This window comes from Corallococcus caeni (genome assembly GCF_036245865.1).
GTDB classification, from domain to species: domain Bacteria; phylum Myxococcota; class Myxococcia; order Myxococcales; family Myxococcaceae; genus Corallococcus; species Corallococcus caeni.
Window position 1 is genome coordinate 714,361 of record NZ_BTTW01000003.1, and the last position, 16,819, is coordinate 731,179.

Sequence of the window (16,819 nt, forward strand, 5' to 3'; positions counted from 1 at the left end):
GGCTGAAGGTTTGTTCAGGTCCGTTCAGGGGCTTGTGGGGCCTCGGAAAAACTGGCTGAAGGTTTGTTCAGGTTCCGTTCAGTGGATTCAGGGTCGGCATCCCGTCGCCTTCCATCTGAGTCCCCGGTTAGGAAAATAGGACCATGCGGCTACCACTCGTGCTGACGACCCTCCTGGGGCTGGCGACCTTGCAGTCGGGCTGCCGTACCGACTCTCCCGTCCCCTTCCCCACTCCCCAGGACGCGGGCGTGGTGGACGCGGGCATCACCGACGCGGGCCTGGCCACCGACGCCGGCCAGCCTCCCGAGTGGCCGCTCCAAAGCACGGAGGTCCAGGTTGCGGAGGGCATGCGGGGCGCGCCGTTCGACGTGCCGCACTTCCTGAACATCCCATCAGGCATGTCCGTGTCGGTCTGGGCGCGAGTGCCAGGGGCGCGGTTCCTCGCGTTCTCGCCCGAGGGGACCCTGCTCGTCTCCGTGCCCGGCCAGGGCAAGGTGATGCAGGTGCGTCCCCGCTCAGGCCAGGCGCCGGAGGTGACGCAGTGGGCGGGCGGCCTGGGCCGGCCCCACGACATCGTCTTCCATGAGCGCGACGGGCAGGTGTGGGTCTTCCTGTCGGAGAAGGACCGCGTCACGCGCTCGCGCTGGACGGCCGGTGAGACGACGCGCGGCGCGGCGGAGACCGTCGTCTCCGGGCTGCCGGACGCGTCCCTGCCGGAGCTGCACGGCACCTACGGCCACGAGCTCAAGAACCTCGCGGTGGACTCCCAGCACCGCGTGTACGTGGCCATCGCGTCCACCTGCAACGTGTGCCTGAGCGACACCACCAGCGACCCGCTGCGCGGCGCCATCTACCGGTGGGACTGGAACGGCGGCTCGCGCGAGCTGTTCGCGCGGGGCCTTCGCAACGCGGAGGGCCTGGCGTGGGAGCCGGGCACCGACACGCTGTGGGTCGCGGTCAACAACCGCGACAACACGCCCTACCCGTTCGATGACGGCACCGGCCAGTACGGCAAGGTGATTCCGGGGTACGTGGACAACCACCCGCCGGAGGCCCTCACCTCCGTGCGCCAGGGCGGCCACTACGGCTGGCCCTTCTGCAACCCCAACCCGGACACGGCCAGCGGCCTGAAGCACATGCCCCTGGACCGTGACTACGACATGAACCGGGACGGCTCCAACGCGGACTGCGCGGCGTTGGACAGGACGGACCAGGGCATCCAGGCGCACTCGGCGCCCCTGGGCCTGACGTTCTTCGACAACGGGGAGCTCAACCCGGCCTGGAAGCGCGGGGCGCTCGTCGCCTATCACGGCTCGTGGAACCGCACCGTGCGGACCGGCTACAAGGTCACCGTCTTCCCGTGGGACCTGGCCACGCACCAGCCCACGGGCGAGGTGGACGTCGTCACGGGCTTCGTGAACCCGGATCAGAGCGTGTGGGGCCGTCCGGTGGACGTGGCCCTGGCCCCGGGCCAGGCGTTCATCGTCAGCGACGACCAGGCCGGGGCGCTCTACCGCATCGCGCCCCTCACCCTGCCGTAGGCCGTCAGCGCGTCTCGCCGCGCGCCAGCCGCTCCACGTAGTCCGCGGGCAGCCCGGCGCTCCTCGCGCCGCGCACCAGCGCCTCCACGAAGCGCGGGCTCACCGGCCCGTCCGACGACGCGCGGCGCGGGTTGGTCACGAACGCGGTGGCCTCCACCTCCTGGCCCTCCACGCGCACGCGCACCGTGCGCTCCACGCACATGCTGGTGACGAAGCCCTCCTTGTGCTGGACGATGGGCCAGTCCTTGCCGGGAATCTCGAAGAGCCGGCCGTACACCCGCGCGCCCGGCGCGTCCGTCAGGCCCGCCACCCGGCCGCCCCACCAGCGCGAGGGGAAGTCGTAGACGAGGTCCACGTCCAGCGCCTCGGCGAGCCGGCCTTCCGGCAGCTCGAAGAAGCCGTAGCTGTGCTGGTGCTTCCACTCGTCGAAGGCGGCCCGGTCCAGGATGGTCGAGTACGCGAAGTAGCGCCGGGGGGCGCTCGCGTCCGCCTGCTCGCGCGCCTTCATCACCTGGTCGTAGTGCGAATCCATGCGTGTGCCCTCGTCTTGCCTACCGCTCGCCCTTGCGCGCGAGGGCGCCGTCGCGGAACGCGCCGAGCACCCCTCCCACGTCCAGGCGGGACGTCTTGATGAACAACCGCAGCGCGCGCTCCACGTGCTCGGCCAGGACGGCCATGCGCTCCAGCTTCCGCAGCTTCTCCGGCTGCACGCCGCCCGCGACCTCCGCCAGCCGGCGCGCCTCGGACAGGTCCGCGCGGATGCGGGTGACGAAGGCCGCCTCGCGCTCCTCCACCACGTGCGTCACCATCCGCACCAGGTCCGTCTCCGCCGCGTAGCGCCACACCGTGTCCTGCGGCACGCGCACCCGCTGGACGACGCCCCAGTGCTCCAGGTCGCGCAGCAGCATGGACACGCCGCCCTTGGACAGCTCCAGCTCGCGCTCAATCTCACCGGCGGTCAGCGGCTCACCGCGCAGGTACAGCAGGCCCCACACCCGGCCCTGGTTGCGCTTGAAGCCCCAGAACTCGATGACGTTGCCCACCGCCTCCACCGCGATGGCCTCCCATGGCGCCAGCCGTCCGTGCTCCGGCGGCGCGAGGGTCTTCTGGCTCCCGGGATCCCCCCCCGTCCACAGGTAGCCCTTCATGCAGCGCGCCCTTTCACCTGCTGCGCGATGCCCTCCGACAGCCGGTGCGCCCAGCTCATCAGCTCCGCGCCCGCGGCGTCGTTGGCGAAGGGCCCCAGCTTGTCGAGCGCCGCGCCGATTTCGGCGTTCATCATCTCCATGGACGCCTCCACCGCGCCGGTGGCCTCGATGGCGGCGCCAATCTCCCGGGTGCGCTCCGGGGTGATGACGGAGAACGCCCACGCGTCCTTGAGCTTGCGGCGCAGGGACTCATCCCGCGACACCGCCAGCAGGATGGGCAAGGACGGCGTGCGCGAGTGCACGTCCGCGTACCGGGGCTTGCCCACGTCCGTGCCCAGGATGTCGCGGATGTCGTCGGCGATCTGGAACGCCACGCCCAGGTGCCGGCCGAAGGCGTCGAAGCGCTCCATCGCCTCCGGCTGGTCCGCCAGCGTCGCGGCCGCCTTGCCGCACCAGCCGAACAGCGACCCCGTCTTGCCCTCGGCGATGTAGCGCAGCCGCGTGAGCGGCAGGTTCATGTCGCCTCTCGCCTCCACCTCCGCGATGGCCGCGCGGGTCATCTCCGTGACGATGGCCAGGCCGCTCTGCACCAGGCGCGCGTCCAGCATGGACAGCCGCGAGAGCGCCGTGGACAGGATGAGGTCGCCGCTCATCACCGCGACGATGTTGCCCCAGCGCGCGTTCACCGTCGGGCGGCCCCGGCGGAACATGCCCGCGTCCACCACGTCGTCATGCAGCAGGCTGGCCGAGTGGATCATCTCCGCCGCCACGCCCACGTCCACCAGCCGCGCGGCCGGCACGCCCACCACACCGCCGAACAGGCGGACGAGCATGGGGCGAGCCCGCTTGCCCCCGGCACCCAGGCACAGGTGGCGGGCCGCGTCCATCAGCGTGTCGCCCTTCACGTCCGGGCCGACGTCGCCATCCGCGAGCAATTCGGTCAGACGCTGCTCTACCTGCCCCAGAAACTCCGTCAGCTCGTGAGCGACATCCATGTGCGCGGTCTCCTTCCGGGTCGTTCATATAGTTCAAGACCGCGTGAACTGCACCTGAATCCCTCCTGCCCACCAGGCAGGCGGACAGTGCGTCGAACGCAGGGAATAAGCCCGGTTGGTGGGCGGCCGTGCGCGAGCGACTGCTTGGGGGTCCGATTGAGGGGGAATGCGAGGCCATGGGAAACGAATCCCAGTGTCCGCCGCCCTCCGTCGCCGCCTCGTCCAGAGCTTCGCTTCCCTCGCCACCGGCGTCCCCCTCTTCCGCCCTGGCGCCTCGCTGCCCGGCTCGTCCGCGCCCCTGCTGGGGGCCCCTCCGCCCCCGGACGGCCGCCAGGGCGTGCCCCTGCACCGGCGCCTCCGCGCGTCGCTGAAGGTGTCCATCGTGGAGGGGATGTTCGCGGAGGTGTTCACCGCGTGCGCGGGCCCCACCGTGCTCACCGCGTGGGCCATCGCGCTGAAGCTGGGGCCCTTCCTGGTGGGTGTGATGACGGCGCTGCCGTTCTTCGCGCAGTTCGTGCAGTTCCCCGCCGCGTGGCTCACCCTCTGCTTCGGCCACCGGCGGGTGGCGCTGACGGCGGTGTGCCTGTCCCGGCTCGCCCTGCTGCCCATGGCGTTGATGCCGTGGCTGGGCCTGTCCCTGGAGGGACAGCAGCACCTGCTGCTGGCCGTGGCGGGGGCCTCCGCGGTGCTGGCCGTGGTGGGCAACAACGCCTGGGTGGCGTGGATGGGGGAGCTGGTCCCCAGCGCCGTGCGGGGCCGCTTCTTCGGCAAGCGCACCGCGCTCACCACGCTGATGGGCACCGCCGCGTCGCTCACCGCGGGCCTGCTGATGGACCGGCTGAAGGGGCTGGACGGGGTGGGCCTGGCGCTGCCGCTGCTGGCGCTCGCCGCGTGCGTCATGGGCGTCGTCACCACGCTGATGATGGCCGCGCAGCATGACCCCGCGCCCCCGGGCACCGCGCCCAAGCTGGAGCTCAAGGCGGCGCTGCTGCCCTGGAAGGACGACGGCGCGCGGCGGGTGCTGGTGTACCAGGTGGCGTGGAACGCGGCGGTGGGCGTGTCCGCGCCCTTCTTCGCGCTGCACAGCCTGCAGAACCTCAAGATGACCTTCGTCATCATGGCGCTGCACGCGGCGGCGGTGGCCGGGGTGCGCGTGCTGACGGCGCCCCTGTGGGGCCGCGCCATCGACCGGCTGGGCGCGCAGCCGGTGCTGATGTGCTGCTCGCTGGGCATCAGCGCCATCCCCATGCTGTGGCTGCTGCCCACGGCGGGGACGCTCTGGCCGCTGCTGTTCGACGTGCTCCTGGCGGGCTCGCTGTGGAGCGGCCACGGCCTGGCCATCTTCGCGTTGCCCCTCACGGTGGCGCCGCGCCGGGGCCGGCCCTTCTACCTGGCGGCGTTCGCCACCGCGGGCGGGCTGGCCTACGCGGCGGCGGCGGCCCTGGGCGGGGCGCTGGCGGCGCGGGTGCCCCAGCAGTTCATGCTGGGCGGCCACCTGTGGGTGAACCTGCACGTCCTCTTCGTCGTGTCGTCGGTGGCCCGGCTGGGCGCCGCCTTCCTCGCGGCCCGGGTGAACGAACCCGGCGCCGCCACCACGCGCACCGTGGCCCAGGTGGTGGAGCGCTTCCTGCCCCGCCCCGCTACAGCCGGTAGTCGCGCACCATCGCCGCCACGCGCTCCGACAGGAGCTTGAGCGACACGGCGGACTCGCTGGTGGTGGAGATGCGCTTCACCGTGTCGCCCATCACCGTGTTGAGCTCGTTGACGGCGGTGAAGATCTGCTCGATGCCGGTGGCCTGCTGGTTCACCGTATTCGAAATCTGACGGGCGGACACCACGCTGTCGCGCACGATGGAGGACAGCTGGCGCAGCGTGTCCCCGGACGTGCGCACCTGGGCCAGGCCCGTCTCCATGCGCTGCGTGCCCGCGGCGGTGATTTCGACCGTGGCGAAGATGGCGGTGCTGATGTCCGCCAGGATGCCGCGCACCTGGTTCGTCGCGCGGATGGACTGGTCCGCGAGGCCGCGGATCTCCCGCGCCACCACCGCGAAGCCCTTGCCGTGCTCCCCGGAGCGCGCCGCCTCGATGGCCGCGTTCACCGCCAGCAGGTGGGACTGGTCCGCCAGGTCCTTCACCGTCTCCGTGATGCCGGAGATCTGCTCGGTGCGCTCGCCCAGCGCCATGATGCGCTCGGCGATCTGCTCCACCTGGGCGCGCAGGGCCACCATGCCCTCGATGCTCTCCGTGATGGCGATCTCGCCCGTCTTGCCCAGCACCTCCGCGCGCTCCGCCACGTCGATGACCGTCTCCGCCGCGCGCGACGCCACCACCGACGTCTGGCGGATCTCCTGCGCCGTCACCTGCGTCTCCTGCAGCGCGGCGGCGTGGCGCGACACCATCTCGTTCTGCCGGCCCGCGGAGTCGTTCAGGTGGTCCACCGAACCGCGCAGCAGGTCCGACGACGCCTGCAGCTGCTGCAGCAGGTCCTTCACCTTCGACGTCATCAGCGAGAAGGCCTTCGCCAGCTGGGCCACCTCGTCCGAGCCCTCCACGCGGACCGTCTCACGCAGGTCGCCGTGCTCCGCGATGCGCTGCGCGGCCTCCGTCAGCTGCACCAGCGGCGCCGCCACCCGGCGCGCCAGCACGATGCCCACCGCCACGAACGCCGCCAGCGCCAGCAGCATCACCACGCTCACACCCGTGGTGATGGCCTTGACCTGCGCGCGCGCCGCCGTGCGGTTGAAGCCCACGTGCACGCTGCCCGCCCCGTTCGCGAAGCGCGAGCTCACGTCCAGAAGCTCCGCGTCCCGCACGTAGAACGTCGCCTCACCCTGCGCGCGGCCCAGCCGGTCGCGCAGCTCGCGCATGGCCGGGGCGTACTCGCCCGCCACCGCGCGCAGCTGCCCGGACCCGTCGAAGACGGCCAGGTAGGCCACCTGGTGGTGGCGCGCCACCTGCTCCAGCACCGCCTGGAGCGACTCCGTCTGGCCCCCCGGCATCGCCGCCGGCAGCGTGGCCGCCAGCGCCGTGGGCAGCGCCCCCCCGACGTCCCGCCCCTGCGCCTCGAAGGCGGCGCTGACGCGCGGGATGAGGTAGCCGAAGAAGAGGGCCGTGAAGAACAGCGCCACCAGCAGCGGCGCCAACGTGAGCTTCTGGGACAGGGAGAGTCGCATCCGGGAGCGGCGCCAAATCCAGAGGAAATCTGGGAAACGAAGCCCCTCTGGACCATCCAGTGAGGTGCCGCATTGTGGACATCCCGGAGGAGCCGGCGCAATGGCTCCGCGCGTCCCAGGCCGTGAAAGTCAGACAGACACCGCGCCCTGGGTAGACACGACCCCGGGGCGCGGGCGTCACTCCGGCGTCAGCCGGCCTTGAGGTTGGAGGGCGCGCTCTCGTCCCACTTCCCCATCAAGGTGTTGGACGGGAGGGTCTCATCCAGGAGCTTGCGCGCGGCCTCTCCGCCGGTGACGGGCAGGCCCTTGCGGTCGATGAGGCCCAGCTGCACCAGCACCGACGCCTGATCCCAGTAGATGTGCTCGTGGTAGAGCTTGTCGCCGCGGAAGTTCACCACCGCCACGAAGGCCGCCTCCACGTACTTGCCGGTGGGCGGGATGCCCGGGAGCATCCAGTCCATCTCGATGTCGTGGGTGAAGCTGAAGATGAACTCGTCCACCACGCGGTCCGCGCCCACGGTGCGCGACAGCAGGGTCATCTTCGTGTCCTTGGGGTTCGCGTGCACGAAGTGGTTCGCGTAGAAGCGGTGCAGGTACTCCGCGCCCACGCCGCCCGTCATCACCGGCACGCTGTTGACGTACGGGTGCGCCACCATGGTCTTCATGGTCGCGTCCGCGTCCCGGGCGGCGAACTCCAGCTCCGTGTGCTTGTCCCACAGCGCGGCCAGGTCGTAGCGCGGCCCCATCACGCGCTTGAGCAGCGCCAGGGTGCGCGTGTGCGCTGTCATCTGCGAGGGCCGGTGGTAGGCCGGGGACCCCTCGCGGAAGAAGCCGTGGCGCACGCCCTGGTACAGGTACAGCTCCACGTCGACGGCGACGTGCTGCTTCACCCGCGCCACGGCGGCCGGAGGCACGAAGCCGTCCCACTCCGCGTAGTGGAGCACGATGGGGGCCGTGTTCTCCCCGCCCTGCGAGAGCACGTCCTCCATCCCCGGCGCGCAGTAGGCCACCGCGCAGTCCACGTGCGCATGCGCTGCCAGCTGCGCGGCCAGCGTCCCGCCCAGGCCGTAGCCCAGCGCGCCGACCTGCTTCTTGCCCCGCAGGCCCACCACCTCCGGCAGCGCGCGCGTCCAGGCCACCACCGGCTTCAGGTCCATCTCCTCCGGCTCTCCGCGCGAGGCGAGGTCCGGCACCACCACCACGTAGCCCTCTTCACTGAAGCGCTCGGCCATCAGCTTCAGGTGGGCGTTGCCCTCGAACGCCTCCACCATCAGCAGCAGCAGGCCCGGACCCGTCCCGGAGGCGGGGCGTCGCACCCACGCACGAATCGGGTCGCTTCCATCCACGGGAATCCACGTCGAGTTGTCGTTCATTTGTCGCGCACCCTCCCCAAAGCGGACACATTTCACGCCCGGACGGATCGCCTCCCGGACGTCTGGCATTGTAGCAAACCCTCCACATGTCTGCCTCATGTAATGAGAGGTTTTGATGCGGACGGATTGTTGTATGGCTTTCAGGTGGAGGAATCAGCCATCACTGCAATGCCTTGCTCGTGACGCGACAGGCCTTGTGTTTCAAGCCGTCATCGGTGCAGCGACGCTCGCACAGGGAGAATGCGCGCGTCCGTCCGCCAAAGCCTGACGTGGCAGGCAGAGGGAGAAGACGGTACCCACCTCCGGGGTGGATTCCACCCGGAGGGCGCCGCCGTGGGCCTCCACGATGCTGCGCGCGATGTAGAGCCCCAGGCCCAGGCTCTCGCGCTGGTCCGGGCCGTCGCCGCGGCGGAAGGGCTGGAAGAGCGTGGGCAGGAGGTCCGCGGGGATGGGGGCCCCGGCGTTCTGGACCTCCAGGTAGACGGTGTCCAGGCCCTGCTCGTAGGTGCGCAGGCGCACGGGGGTGTCGCTCGGGCTGTACTTGAGCGCGTTGTCCAGCAGGTTGGCCACCACCTGCGCCAGCCGGTCCAGGTCCCACACGCCCGGGAGGCTGTCGTGGGCGAACTCGCAGAGGATGGAGCGCTCGGGCCTCGCCGCGCGCAGCTCGTCCGTGACCTTGCGGCACAGCTCGTTCAGGTCGCCCGCGCCGGGCACCACCGGGATGCCTCCGCCCACGCGCGCGCGGGTGAAGTCCAGCAGCTGGTCCACGATGCGCTGGATGCGCTCGCCGCCCCGGGCCACGCGCTCGAACGCCTTGCGCTGGGCGGCCGGCAGCGGCTCGCGGGACAGCTGGGCCCGGGCGGTGGTGAGGATGGCCGCCAGCGGCGTGCGGATGTCGTGTCCCACGATTCCCACCAGCTGCTGCTCCAGCTCCGCCGCGCGCTGAAGCTCCTCCTCCACGCGCCGGCGCTCCGCCAGCTCCAGCGCCTGCTGCCGCAGCTTCTCCCCGCGCAGGTACAGCTCCACGAACACCGACACCTTGGCGCGCAGGATGTCCGGGTCCACGGGCTTGAGCAGGTAGTCCACCGCGCCGTTCTCGTAGCCTCGGGTGACGTAGGCCGCCTCGCGGCTGAGCGCGGTGATGAAGAGGATGGGCAGGTGCTTCGTGCGCTCGCGGGTGCGGATGAGGCGCGCCGTCTCCAGGCCGTCCAGCCCCGGCATCTGCACGTCCATCAGCACGCACGCGTACTCATCCAGCAGCAGCGCCTTCAGCGCCTCGTCTCCAGAGCGCACGGCCACCAGGTGCTGGCCGAGCGGCTCCAGGATGCCCTCCAGCGCGAGCAGGTTCGCGGGCACGTCGTCCACCAGCAGGACCCGGGCGTGCGGCTCGTCAGCGAGAGGAGTGCTGGGGGACTCGTCGGAGACGGCGGTGAGCACGGGCGTCCTGGGAACGGAGGAGGGCTTCAAGGTGGCGTTCACTCGGGCGTTGGGGTGGAACGGCTCGGGTGGCGGGCAGGCAGCCGGGCGTTCGCAGGTCCGGCGGACGTTTGGCGCCTGCTTCCAACACGGCCCGCGCTTCGCGTTGTTCCCTGCACCTGTATTCAAAAGGCACAGCGAGACAGGAATTCGTGTTCAAAACTGACCCATTGCAATTCCTGTCAGGGGCGTAGACTCCGCGTACATGACTCACCCGGCTCCTCGCACCCTCCTGCTCGGCCCTCCTGACCTGCGCGCGCTCGTGGAGGGCGTGGGGCTGGACGTCCTGATGGACGAACTCATCCAGGCGCTCACCGTGGCGTTGCGGGAGCTGGACGAATCCATCCTGCAGGTTCCCAAGCGGGAGGGCTTCCAGGTGGTGAGCCAGCCGCGCCCGTCCGGGGTGATTGGCTGGATGCCCGCCCTGCGGCGCGGGGACAGCCTGACGGTGCGGGTGTCGTCCTCCCTCCCCACCAACCGGGGGGACGCGGGGCTGCCCACGCTGGTCGCGACCCACAGCGTCTACGACGTGAAGACGGGCCACCTGGCGGCGGTGATGGACGGCGTGTTCGCCACGGCGCTGCGCACGGGGGCCGCGTCTGCGGTGGCCAGCCGCTACCTGGCGTCTCCGGACAGCCGGGTGCTGGGGCTGGTGGGGTGCGGCGCGCAGGCCGTGTCGCAGCTGCACGCGCTCAGCCGCGTGTTCCGGCTGGAGCAGGTGCTGGTGCACGACATCGACGCGGACGCGGCGCGCTCCTTCGTGCGGCGCGTCGCGTTCCTGGGGCTGGACGTGCGGCCCACGCTCCTGCCGGACCTGGAGCTGCGCGCGGACATCCTCTGCACCGCCACCACCGTCGCCCCGGGCGCCGGGCCGGTCATCTCCGGCCACGCGCTCCAGCCGCACGCGCACGTCAACGCGGTGGGCGCGGATCAACCCGGCAAGGCGGAGCTGCCCCTGGCGCTCTTGCGCCGCAGCCTCGTCGTGCCGGACTTCCCGGCCCAGGCGCGCCTGGAGGGCGAGTGCCAGCAGCTCCACCCGGATCAGATTGGCCCGGACCTGGCCACCGTGGTGCAGCAGCCGGAGGAGTTCCAGGGCTGGCGCGAGCGCAACACGGTGTTCGACTCCACCGGCCACGCGCTGGAGGACCACGTGGTGACGCGCCTGCTGCTGGACCACGCGCGGCGCATGGGCCTGGGCACCCTGGTGGCGCTGGAGTCGCTGGGCGGGGATCCGCTGGATCCATACGGCCTGGTGCGGGGGGACGCGGACGGACGCACCGAGTCGCCGCGCCGCGCCACCGGCACCTGAGGTCGTCCCGGGGGACGGTCATTCCGTCCGCGAGACATCCATTCGCGCGTGGGCTGCGTATTGCCGCACACGCATGCACGCGCTCCTATTTCCTTCGCTCCGGCGACTCGCGCTCGGGCTCACCCTGACGGTGGCGCCGCTGCTGGCCGGCTGCGGCCAGTCGCCCGCGGCGGAGCGCGTGCCCTTCACGCCCGCCACCGACAGCGCCGTGCTGGAGCACGTGCCGGCGACGGCGACGGACGCGAAGGCCCGTGAGCGTGCCGCGCTGCGACGGGCGCTGGCCGCTCGCGCGGACCAACTGGACCTGGCGCTGCGGCTGGCGCGGCTGGACATCGAGGAGGGCCGGGCCTCCGGGGACCCGCGCTACCTGGGCCGGGCGCAGGCGGCGCTCGAGCCCTGGTGGGGCGCGGAGCAGCCGCCTCCGGGCGTGCGCCTGCTGCGGGCCACCATCCTCCAGGGTCGCCATGAGTTCCCCGCCGCCCTCGCGGACCTGGATGCGCTGGTGCGTGAGACACCCGACGACGCGCAGGCGTGGCTCACGCGCGCGGTCGTCCTGGGCGTGAGGGGCGAGCACGCGGAGGCACAGCGGAGCTGCGCGGTGCTGGCGCCCCTCGCGGGCGCGGTGGCCGGCGCCGTGTGTCAGGCGCAGGTGATGAGCCTCGCGGGCCGGTCCAGGGACGCGTACGCGCGGCTCTCCGCCGCGCTGGCGCGGGGCAGCCACGGGGCGGATGAACAGGCCTGGGCGCTCTCCACGCTCGCGGAAGCAGCCGCGCGCGCGGGGGACACCGAGCGCGCCACGAAGCTCTTCGCCCGGGTGCTCGCGATGGATCCATCCGATGCCTACACGCGCGCCGCCTACGCGGACCTGCTGCTGGACCTGGGCCGTCCGAGCGACGTCATCGCGCTGACGAAGGACCACGGCCAGGACGACAACCAGCTCCTGCGCCGCGTGCTCGCGGAGGCGGCCCTGGGCACGCCGGAGGCTCCGGCGCTCGCGGCCGAGCTGGCTTCGCGTCACGCGGCCAGCCACCTGCGCGGGGATTCGCTGCATGCGCGCGAGGAGGCCCGCTTCGCGCTCCATGTCGAGAAGGACGCCGCGAAGGCGCTCACGCTGGCCCGGGCGAACTGGGAGGTGCAGCACGAGCCGTGGGATGCGCGCATCCTCCTGGAGGCCGCGCTCGCCCACGGCACGCCCGCCGACGCCGCCCCCGTCCTGCGGTTCCTGGAGGCCAGCGGCGCGGACGACCCGGCTCCCCTGGCGCTCGCGGAGCGCGTGCGAAAGGCCCTCCCGTGAAGGCCCTGGCCCTGGCGGCGCTTCTGCTCCCCCTCGTGGCGCTGGCCCACAAGCCGAGCGACAGCTACCTGCACCTGGACCGCGCGGGTGATGGCTTCACCGGCCGCTGGGACGTGGCCCTGCGCGACCTGGAGGAAGTGCTCGTCCTCGACGCGGACGGCGACGGCTCCATCACCTGGAGCGAACTGCGCGCTCGGCAATCCGACGTCGCGGGCTATGCGCTCGCCCGCTTGAAGCTGTCGGCGGAAAGCGCTCCGTGCCCGCTGACCCCGGCCTCCGCGCTCCGCGTGGTGCGTCACTCGGACGGGGCCTATGCCGTCGTGGACTTCACCGCCGCGTGCCCGGCCACGCCCCGCGCGCTGGAGGTGGACTACACGCTGCTCTTCGACCGCGACCCGCAGCACCGGGGCATCGTGCGCGTGGGCAGCGACGGCGCTGGCGAGCCCCTGGTCCTCTCCGCCACGCGCCACACCGCGCGGGTGTCCCTGGAGGGGCTGTCGCCGTGGCGGCGCTTCGGGCAGATGGTCCACTCCGGTATCGAACACATCTGGGCGGGCGTGGATCACCTGCTCTTCCTGCTGGCGCTGCTCCTGCCGTCCGTCCTGCGGCGCGACCGGGGCTCGGGCCGCTGGGTGCCGGTGGGGGACTTCGGCTCCGCGATGAAGGACGTGGTGAAGGTGGTGTCCGCCTTCACGCTCGCGCACTCGCTCACGTTGAGCGCCGCGTCGCTGGGTTGGGTGGCCCTGCCCTCGCGGCTGGTGGAGTCCGCCATCGCGGCGAGCGTCATCGTCGCCGCGCTCAACAACGTCTTCCCCTTGATGGACCGCACCCGGTGGCTGGCGGCGTTCGCGCTGGGGCTCCTGCACGGCTTCGGCTTCGCGTCCGTGCTCGCGGACCTGGAGCTCCCCGCGGGCAGCCTCGCGGTGACGCTGTTCGGCTTCAACGTGGGCGTGGAGCTGGGACAGCTCGCGTGCGTCGCCGTGTTCCTGCCCGTGGCGTTCCTGCTGCGTGACACGCGCGTGTATCGCCAGGCGTTGCTCGTGGGCGGCTCCGCGGTCATCGCGCTGCTGGCGTGCGCCTGGCTCTGGGAGCGCGCGTTCGGTGTGGTGCTGAACTTCACGTGAAACAATTGCCCCGTGGGGCAGGGTTTCGTCCGATCTGAAAATCCGCGCGAAACCACGCAGCGTATTGGCTGTACCCGGAAGCAGGTCGCGCGCTCGCACGACACCCGGGTGAGCCACAGCCCGTACCCATACATCCGAGGAGCAACACATGAGAGCGAAGAAGCTCGCGGCGGTCTTCACCGTCGCGACCACGCTGGGCGCCACCGGTGCCCTGGCGTCGAGTCACCGTGAAGCCCCCTTCATCACGAAGTCCCCCAAGGTCGACGCGACCGACTTCTACATGTTCCGCAGCTACGAGGCGGGACGCGCGGACTTCGTGACGTTCATCGCCGACTACATCCCCTTCCAGGAGCCGTACGGCGGTCCGAACTACTTCACGATGGATCCGGACGCCCTCTACGAGATCCACGTCGACAACGACGGGAACGCGCAGGAGGACCTCACCTTCCAGTTCCGCTTCACCAACACGCTGGCCAACGCCAACAACGGCGCGGCGCTGACCATCGGCACCGGGGCGCAGGCCAAGAGCGTCCCGGTGCCGCTCTTCAACGTGGGGCCCATCACCACGGCGAACCAGGCGAACCTGAACGTGCAGGAGTCCTTCACGCTCAAGGTCGTCCGGGGCAACCGCCGCACCGGCACCGCCAAGGACGTGACCAACGCGGTGGGCGGCTCGGCCACCTTCCGCAAGCCCACGGACTACATCGGCACCAAGTCGCTGGGCAACGCGGCCGCGTACGAGGCCTATGCGCGCGAGCACGTGTACTCGGTGAACATCCCGGACTGCGCCACGCCGGGCAAGGTGTTCGTCGGCCAGCGCAAGGAGCCCTTCGCGGTCAACCTGGGGCCCATCTTCGACCTGGTGAACGCGGATCCGACCATCATCACGGACGCCACCAAGCGCGGCGCGGTGGCCAACCCGCTGGCGAAGAACAACATCACCACCCTGGCCCTGGAGGTCCCCATCGCCTGCCTCCAGGCCGGCACCCAGACCGTCATCGGCGGGTGGACCACCGCGAGCGTGCGCCAGGCGCGCGCCCTCAACCCCTCGCCCACGTTCGCGAAGCCCTCGCGTGACGGCGGCGCGTGGCAGCAGGTCAGCCGCCTGGGCATGCCGCTGGTGAACGAGATCGTCATCGGCCTGCCGGACAAGGACAAGTTCAACTCAAGCCAGCCCAAGGACGACGGCCAGTTCGCCACCTACGTGACGAACCCCACCCTGCCCGCGCTGCTGGAGGCCCTCTTCGGCACGAAGGCGCCCACCGTCTTCCCGCGCACGGACCTGGTGACGGCGTTCCTCACCGGCGTTCCCAACGTCAACGCCAACGGCTCCACGGCGGAGATGCAGCGCCTGAACATGGCGCTGCCGGCCACGGACAAGGCGACCCAGAACAACCTGGGCGCCGCGGGCTGCTTCTTGAACGGCAAGCTGGACACGACGCTCAAGGGCTGTGACCCGGCGGGCTTCCCCAACGGCCGCCGCCCCGGCGACGACGTGGTGGACATCGAGCTGCGCGTGGCCATGGGATACCTGTTCGAGAACGACACCCAGGCCCCCTCGCGCAACATCCCGTTCCACGACGCCGTGCTGCAGGACGCCTCGCAGTTCGACGCCGTGTTCCCCTACCTGAAGGCCCCCAACGCGGGCGCTGGCGACGGGACGTGATGCCATGCGCAACCTGAGAGCACTGGCCTGCCTCCTCGCGCTGGGCGCCGCCGTGGGCTTCAGCGGGTGCAGCGACGACGACGATGATCCGAAGCCGGACGGCGGCACCACCAAGCCGGACTCCGGCACCCCGGACTCCGGCACGCCGGACGCCGGCCCCACGGGCACCGAGTTCACCGCATTCGTGAAGGACCTCATCGAGAACCAGACCAACGACACGGGCAGCCCCGTGACGCTCGATGACAAGAACCTGGTCGACTCCGAGCCCGCGGACGCGTTCCCGCCCGCCTTCTTCCAGTAGTTCGCCCGACGAAGTCCCCGCCCCGATGCCCGGTCTCACCACCGGACGTCGGGGCGATTTCGTTTCACGCCCGACACACAACTTCCGGGAAAGCCCGGCCGATAATCGCGAAAGCAACGGCTGTCCACTAATCCTGGGATTTTCCACCATGACTGTCCGCACCACGGCCCCCCGCGCCACCTCCTCCGCGCCCGCGACCACCGCCAAGGCGCCCAGCGCCAACGCCGTCGCACCGCGCGCGGCGGCCGCGTCCACCGCGCTCACGGCGCCGCCCGCGGGCCTGGGCAAGGGCGACTCGGGGGCCAAGGTGAAGCAGCTGCAGCAGGGGCTGGTGAAGCTGGGCTACCTGACGCAGGCGCAGATGAACACGGGCGTGGGCAGCTTCGGGCCGGCGACCGAGGCGGCGGTGAAGAAGTTCCAGGGCGACCACAAGGTGCCCACCACCGGCTACTACGGGGAGCAGACGGCGGCGGCGCTGAAGAAGGCGCTCGCGAAGGCGACGACGCCTCCGCCCACGCAGCCGGGGAAGTTCACCAAGCCCGCGGTCATCAGCGCGCCCTCGCCCAACAACGACTCGCGCAACGGCGCGGACATCGACGCCATCGTGCTGCACCACACCGGCTCCAACAACGGCGCCGGGGACATGGCGTGGATGCGCAACCCGGCCAGCAAGGTGTCCGCGCACTACATGCTGGACCGCGACGGGAAGATCTACCAGCTGGTGGGTGACTCGAAGCGCGCCTGGCACGCGGGCAAGTCGGAGCTGCACGGCGTGCCCACGGACGTGAACGCGCGCTCCATCGGCATCGAGATCGTCAACGACGGCAGCGGCAAGACGGCCTTCACCGACGCGCAGTACAAGGCGCTGACGCAGCTCGTGGGCTACCTGAAGCAGGAGTACAAGGTGCCGGCGAACAACATCGTCGGGCACAAGGACGTGGCCGTGCCCAAGGGCCGCAAGGACGACCCGGCGTCCAACTTCGACTGGGCCCGGCTGCGCAAGGGCATCGGCGGCTGAGCAGCGCTCCCCGCGCCGCTCGCCCCACCCTCTTGAGGTGTGGACTTCCGCCGGGCGTGCTAGAAGACCGCTCCGGTGCTCCGACTCTGGCTCTTCATCTGCCTGATGCTGCTCGCTCCCATCGGGGGCGGGCTCGCGCATGCCTTCGGGCCGGCGCAGCAGGCGGAGACGTGCCTCACGGGCTGCGCGGATGACGACGCGCAGGGCCAGTGCGCACCCACCTGCGTGGACTGCACCTGCTGCACGCACGCGAAGCCCCTGGCCGTCGCCGTGCCGCTGCCGGGCCTCGCGGACTCGCCGTTCCGGGCTCCCCCCATCCCGCTCGACGCCTCCGAGCCGTCGTCCGCCGACGCGGATGACATCCTGCACGTCCCCATAGCTCCTCTCGTCTAGGCCCGCGT

At 71.2% G+C, this 16,819-nt stretch carries 15 protein-coding genes; 9 read left to right on the plus strand and 6 right to left on the minus strand.

What is annotated here, in order from left to right:
* Nucleotides 1-143: 143 nt before the first annotated feature.
* Nucleotides 144-1,541: a PQQ-dependent sugar dehydrogenase gene (locus tag AABA78_RS17125; protein ID WP_338264107.1), complete on the plus strand. Its 1,398-nt coding sequence runs from the start codon at nt 144-146 to the stop codon at nt 1,539-1,541.
* Between the two features lie 4 nt (nt 1,542-1,545).
* Here the strand turns inward: AABA78_RS17125 and AABA78_RS17130 are convergent, their stop codons facing one another.
* Genes AABA78_RS17130 through AABA78_RS17140 form a run of 3 tightly spaced genes read right to left on the minus strand, consistent with a single transcriptional unit; the run spans nt 1,546 to nt 3,684 of the window.
* The gene (locus AABA78_RS17130) at nt 1,546-2,073 is read right to left on the minus strand and encodes a gamma-glutamylcyclotransferase family protein (protein WP_338264108.1); all 528 of its coding nucleotides are present in this window, start codon (nt 2,071-2,073) and stop codon (nt 1,546-1,548) included.
* A gap of 19 nt (nt 2,074-2,092) precedes the next feature.
* Nucleotides 2,093-2,689: a GbsR/MarR family transcriptional regulator gene (locus AABA78_RS17135; protein ID WP_171418905.1), complete on the minus strand. Its 597-nt coding sequence runs from the start codon at nt 2,687-2,689 to the stop codon at nt 2,093-2,095.
* Nucleotides 2,686-3,684 (minus strand): polyprenyl synthetase family protein, encoded by a 999-nt coding sequence (locus AABA78_RS17140; RefSeq protein ID WP_171418907.1) that lies wholly within the window; start codon nt 3,682-3,684, stop codon nt 2,686-2,688. Before AABA78_RS17140 ends, AABA78_RS17135 begins: the two co-directional genes overlap by 4 nt.
* 166 nt (nt 3,685-3,850) lie before the next feature.
* Between AABA78_RS17140 and AABA78_RS17145 the strand changes: the two genes are divergently transcribed.
* On the plus strand, nt 3,851-5,377 hold the full coding sequence (locus AABA78_RS17145; protein ID WP_338264109.1) for an MFS transporter: 1,527 nt from the start codon (nt 3,851-3,853) through the stop codon (nt 5,375-5,377).
* Here AABA78_RS17145 and AABA78_RS17150 read toward each other — a convergent pair.
* The 3 genes from AABA78_RS17150 to AABA78_RS17160 form a co-directional block, all read right to left on the minus strand.
* Nucleotides 5,325-6,857: a methyl-accepting chemotaxis protein gene (locus AABA78_RS17150; RefSeq protein ID WP_338264110.1), complete on the minus strand. Its 1,533-nt coding sequence runs from the start codon at nt 6,855-6,857 to the stop codon at nt 5,325-5,327. The two genes, AABA78_RS17145 and AABA78_RS17150, sit on opposite strands and share 53 nt — an antisense overlap.
* A 188-nt stretch (nt 6,858-7,045) precedes the next feature.
* On the minus strand, nt 7,046-8,230 hold the full coding sequence (locus AABA78_RS17155; protein ID WP_253895113.1) for an alpha/beta fold hydrolase: 1,185 nt from the start codon (nt 8,228-8,230) through the stop codon (nt 7,046-7,048).
* A 201-nt stretch (nt 8,231-8,431) separates the two neighbouring features.
* Nucleotides 8,432-9,697 carry a hybrid sensor histidine kinase/response regulator gene (locus AABA78_RS17160; RefSeq protein ID WP_338264111.1) on the minus strand — a complete coding sequence of 422 codons (1,266 nt, stop codon included), beginning with the start codon at nt 9,695-9,697 and terminating at the stop codon, nt 8,432-8,434.
* A 214-nt stretch (nt 9,698-9,911) separates the two neighbouring features.
* Here AABA78_RS17160 and AABA78_RS17165 point away from each other — a divergent pair, with 214 nt between their 5' ends.
* From AABA78_RS17165 to AABA78_RS17195, 7 genes are all read left to right on the plus strand, one after another.
* Entirely contained in the window at nt 9,912-11,015 is a 1,104-nt protein-coding gene (locus AABA78_RS17165; RefSeq protein WP_338264112.1) for an ornithine cyclodeaminase family protein, read from the plus strand.
* Between the two features lie 73 nt (nt 11,016-11,088).
* On the plus strand, nt 11,089-12,309 hold the full coding sequence (locus AABA78_RS17170) for a tetratricopeptide repeat protein (RefSeq protein ID WP_338264113.1): 1,221 nt from the start codon (nt 11,089-11,091) through the stop codon (nt 12,307-12,309).
* Nucleotides 12,306-13,433 carry a HupE/UreJ family protein gene (locus AABA78_RS17175; RefSeq protein WP_338264114.1) on the plus strand — a complete coding sequence of 376 codons (1,128 nt, stop codon included), beginning with the start codon at nt 12,306-12,308 and terminating at the stop codon, nt 13,431-13,433. Before AABA78_RS17170 ends, AABA78_RS17175 begins: the two co-directional genes overlap by 4 nt.
* A gap of 148 nt (nt 13,434-13,581) precedes the next feature.
* A complete protein-coding gene (locus AABA78_RS17180; protein ID WP_338264115.1) occupies nt 13,582-15,099 on the plus strand; it encodes a DUF4331 domain-containing protein in 1,518 nt (505 codons plus the stop codon).
* Nucleotides 15,100-15,103: 4 nt separating this feature from the next.
* On the plus strand, nt 15,104-15,400 hold the full coding sequence (locus AABA78_RS17185) for a hypothetical protein (protein WP_171414083.1): 297 nt from the start codon (nt 15,104-15,106) through the stop codon (nt 15,398-15,400).
* A 148-nt stretch (nt 15,401-15,548) separates the two neighbouring features.
* Nucleotides 15,549-16,418, plus strand: coding sequence for a peptidoglycan recognition protein family protein (locus AABA78_RS17190; protein WP_338264116.1), 870 nt, complete (start codon nt 15,549-15,551; stop codon nt 16,416-16,418).
* Nucleotides 16,419-16,493: 75 nt separating this feature from the next.
* Nucleotides 16,494-16,811, plus strand: a complete 318-nt coding sequence (locus tag AABA78_RS17195; protein ID WP_171414092.1) for a hypothetical protein — start codon at nt 16,494-16,496, stop codon at nt 16,809-16,811.
* Nucleotides 16,812-16,819: the final 8 nt, after the last annotated feature.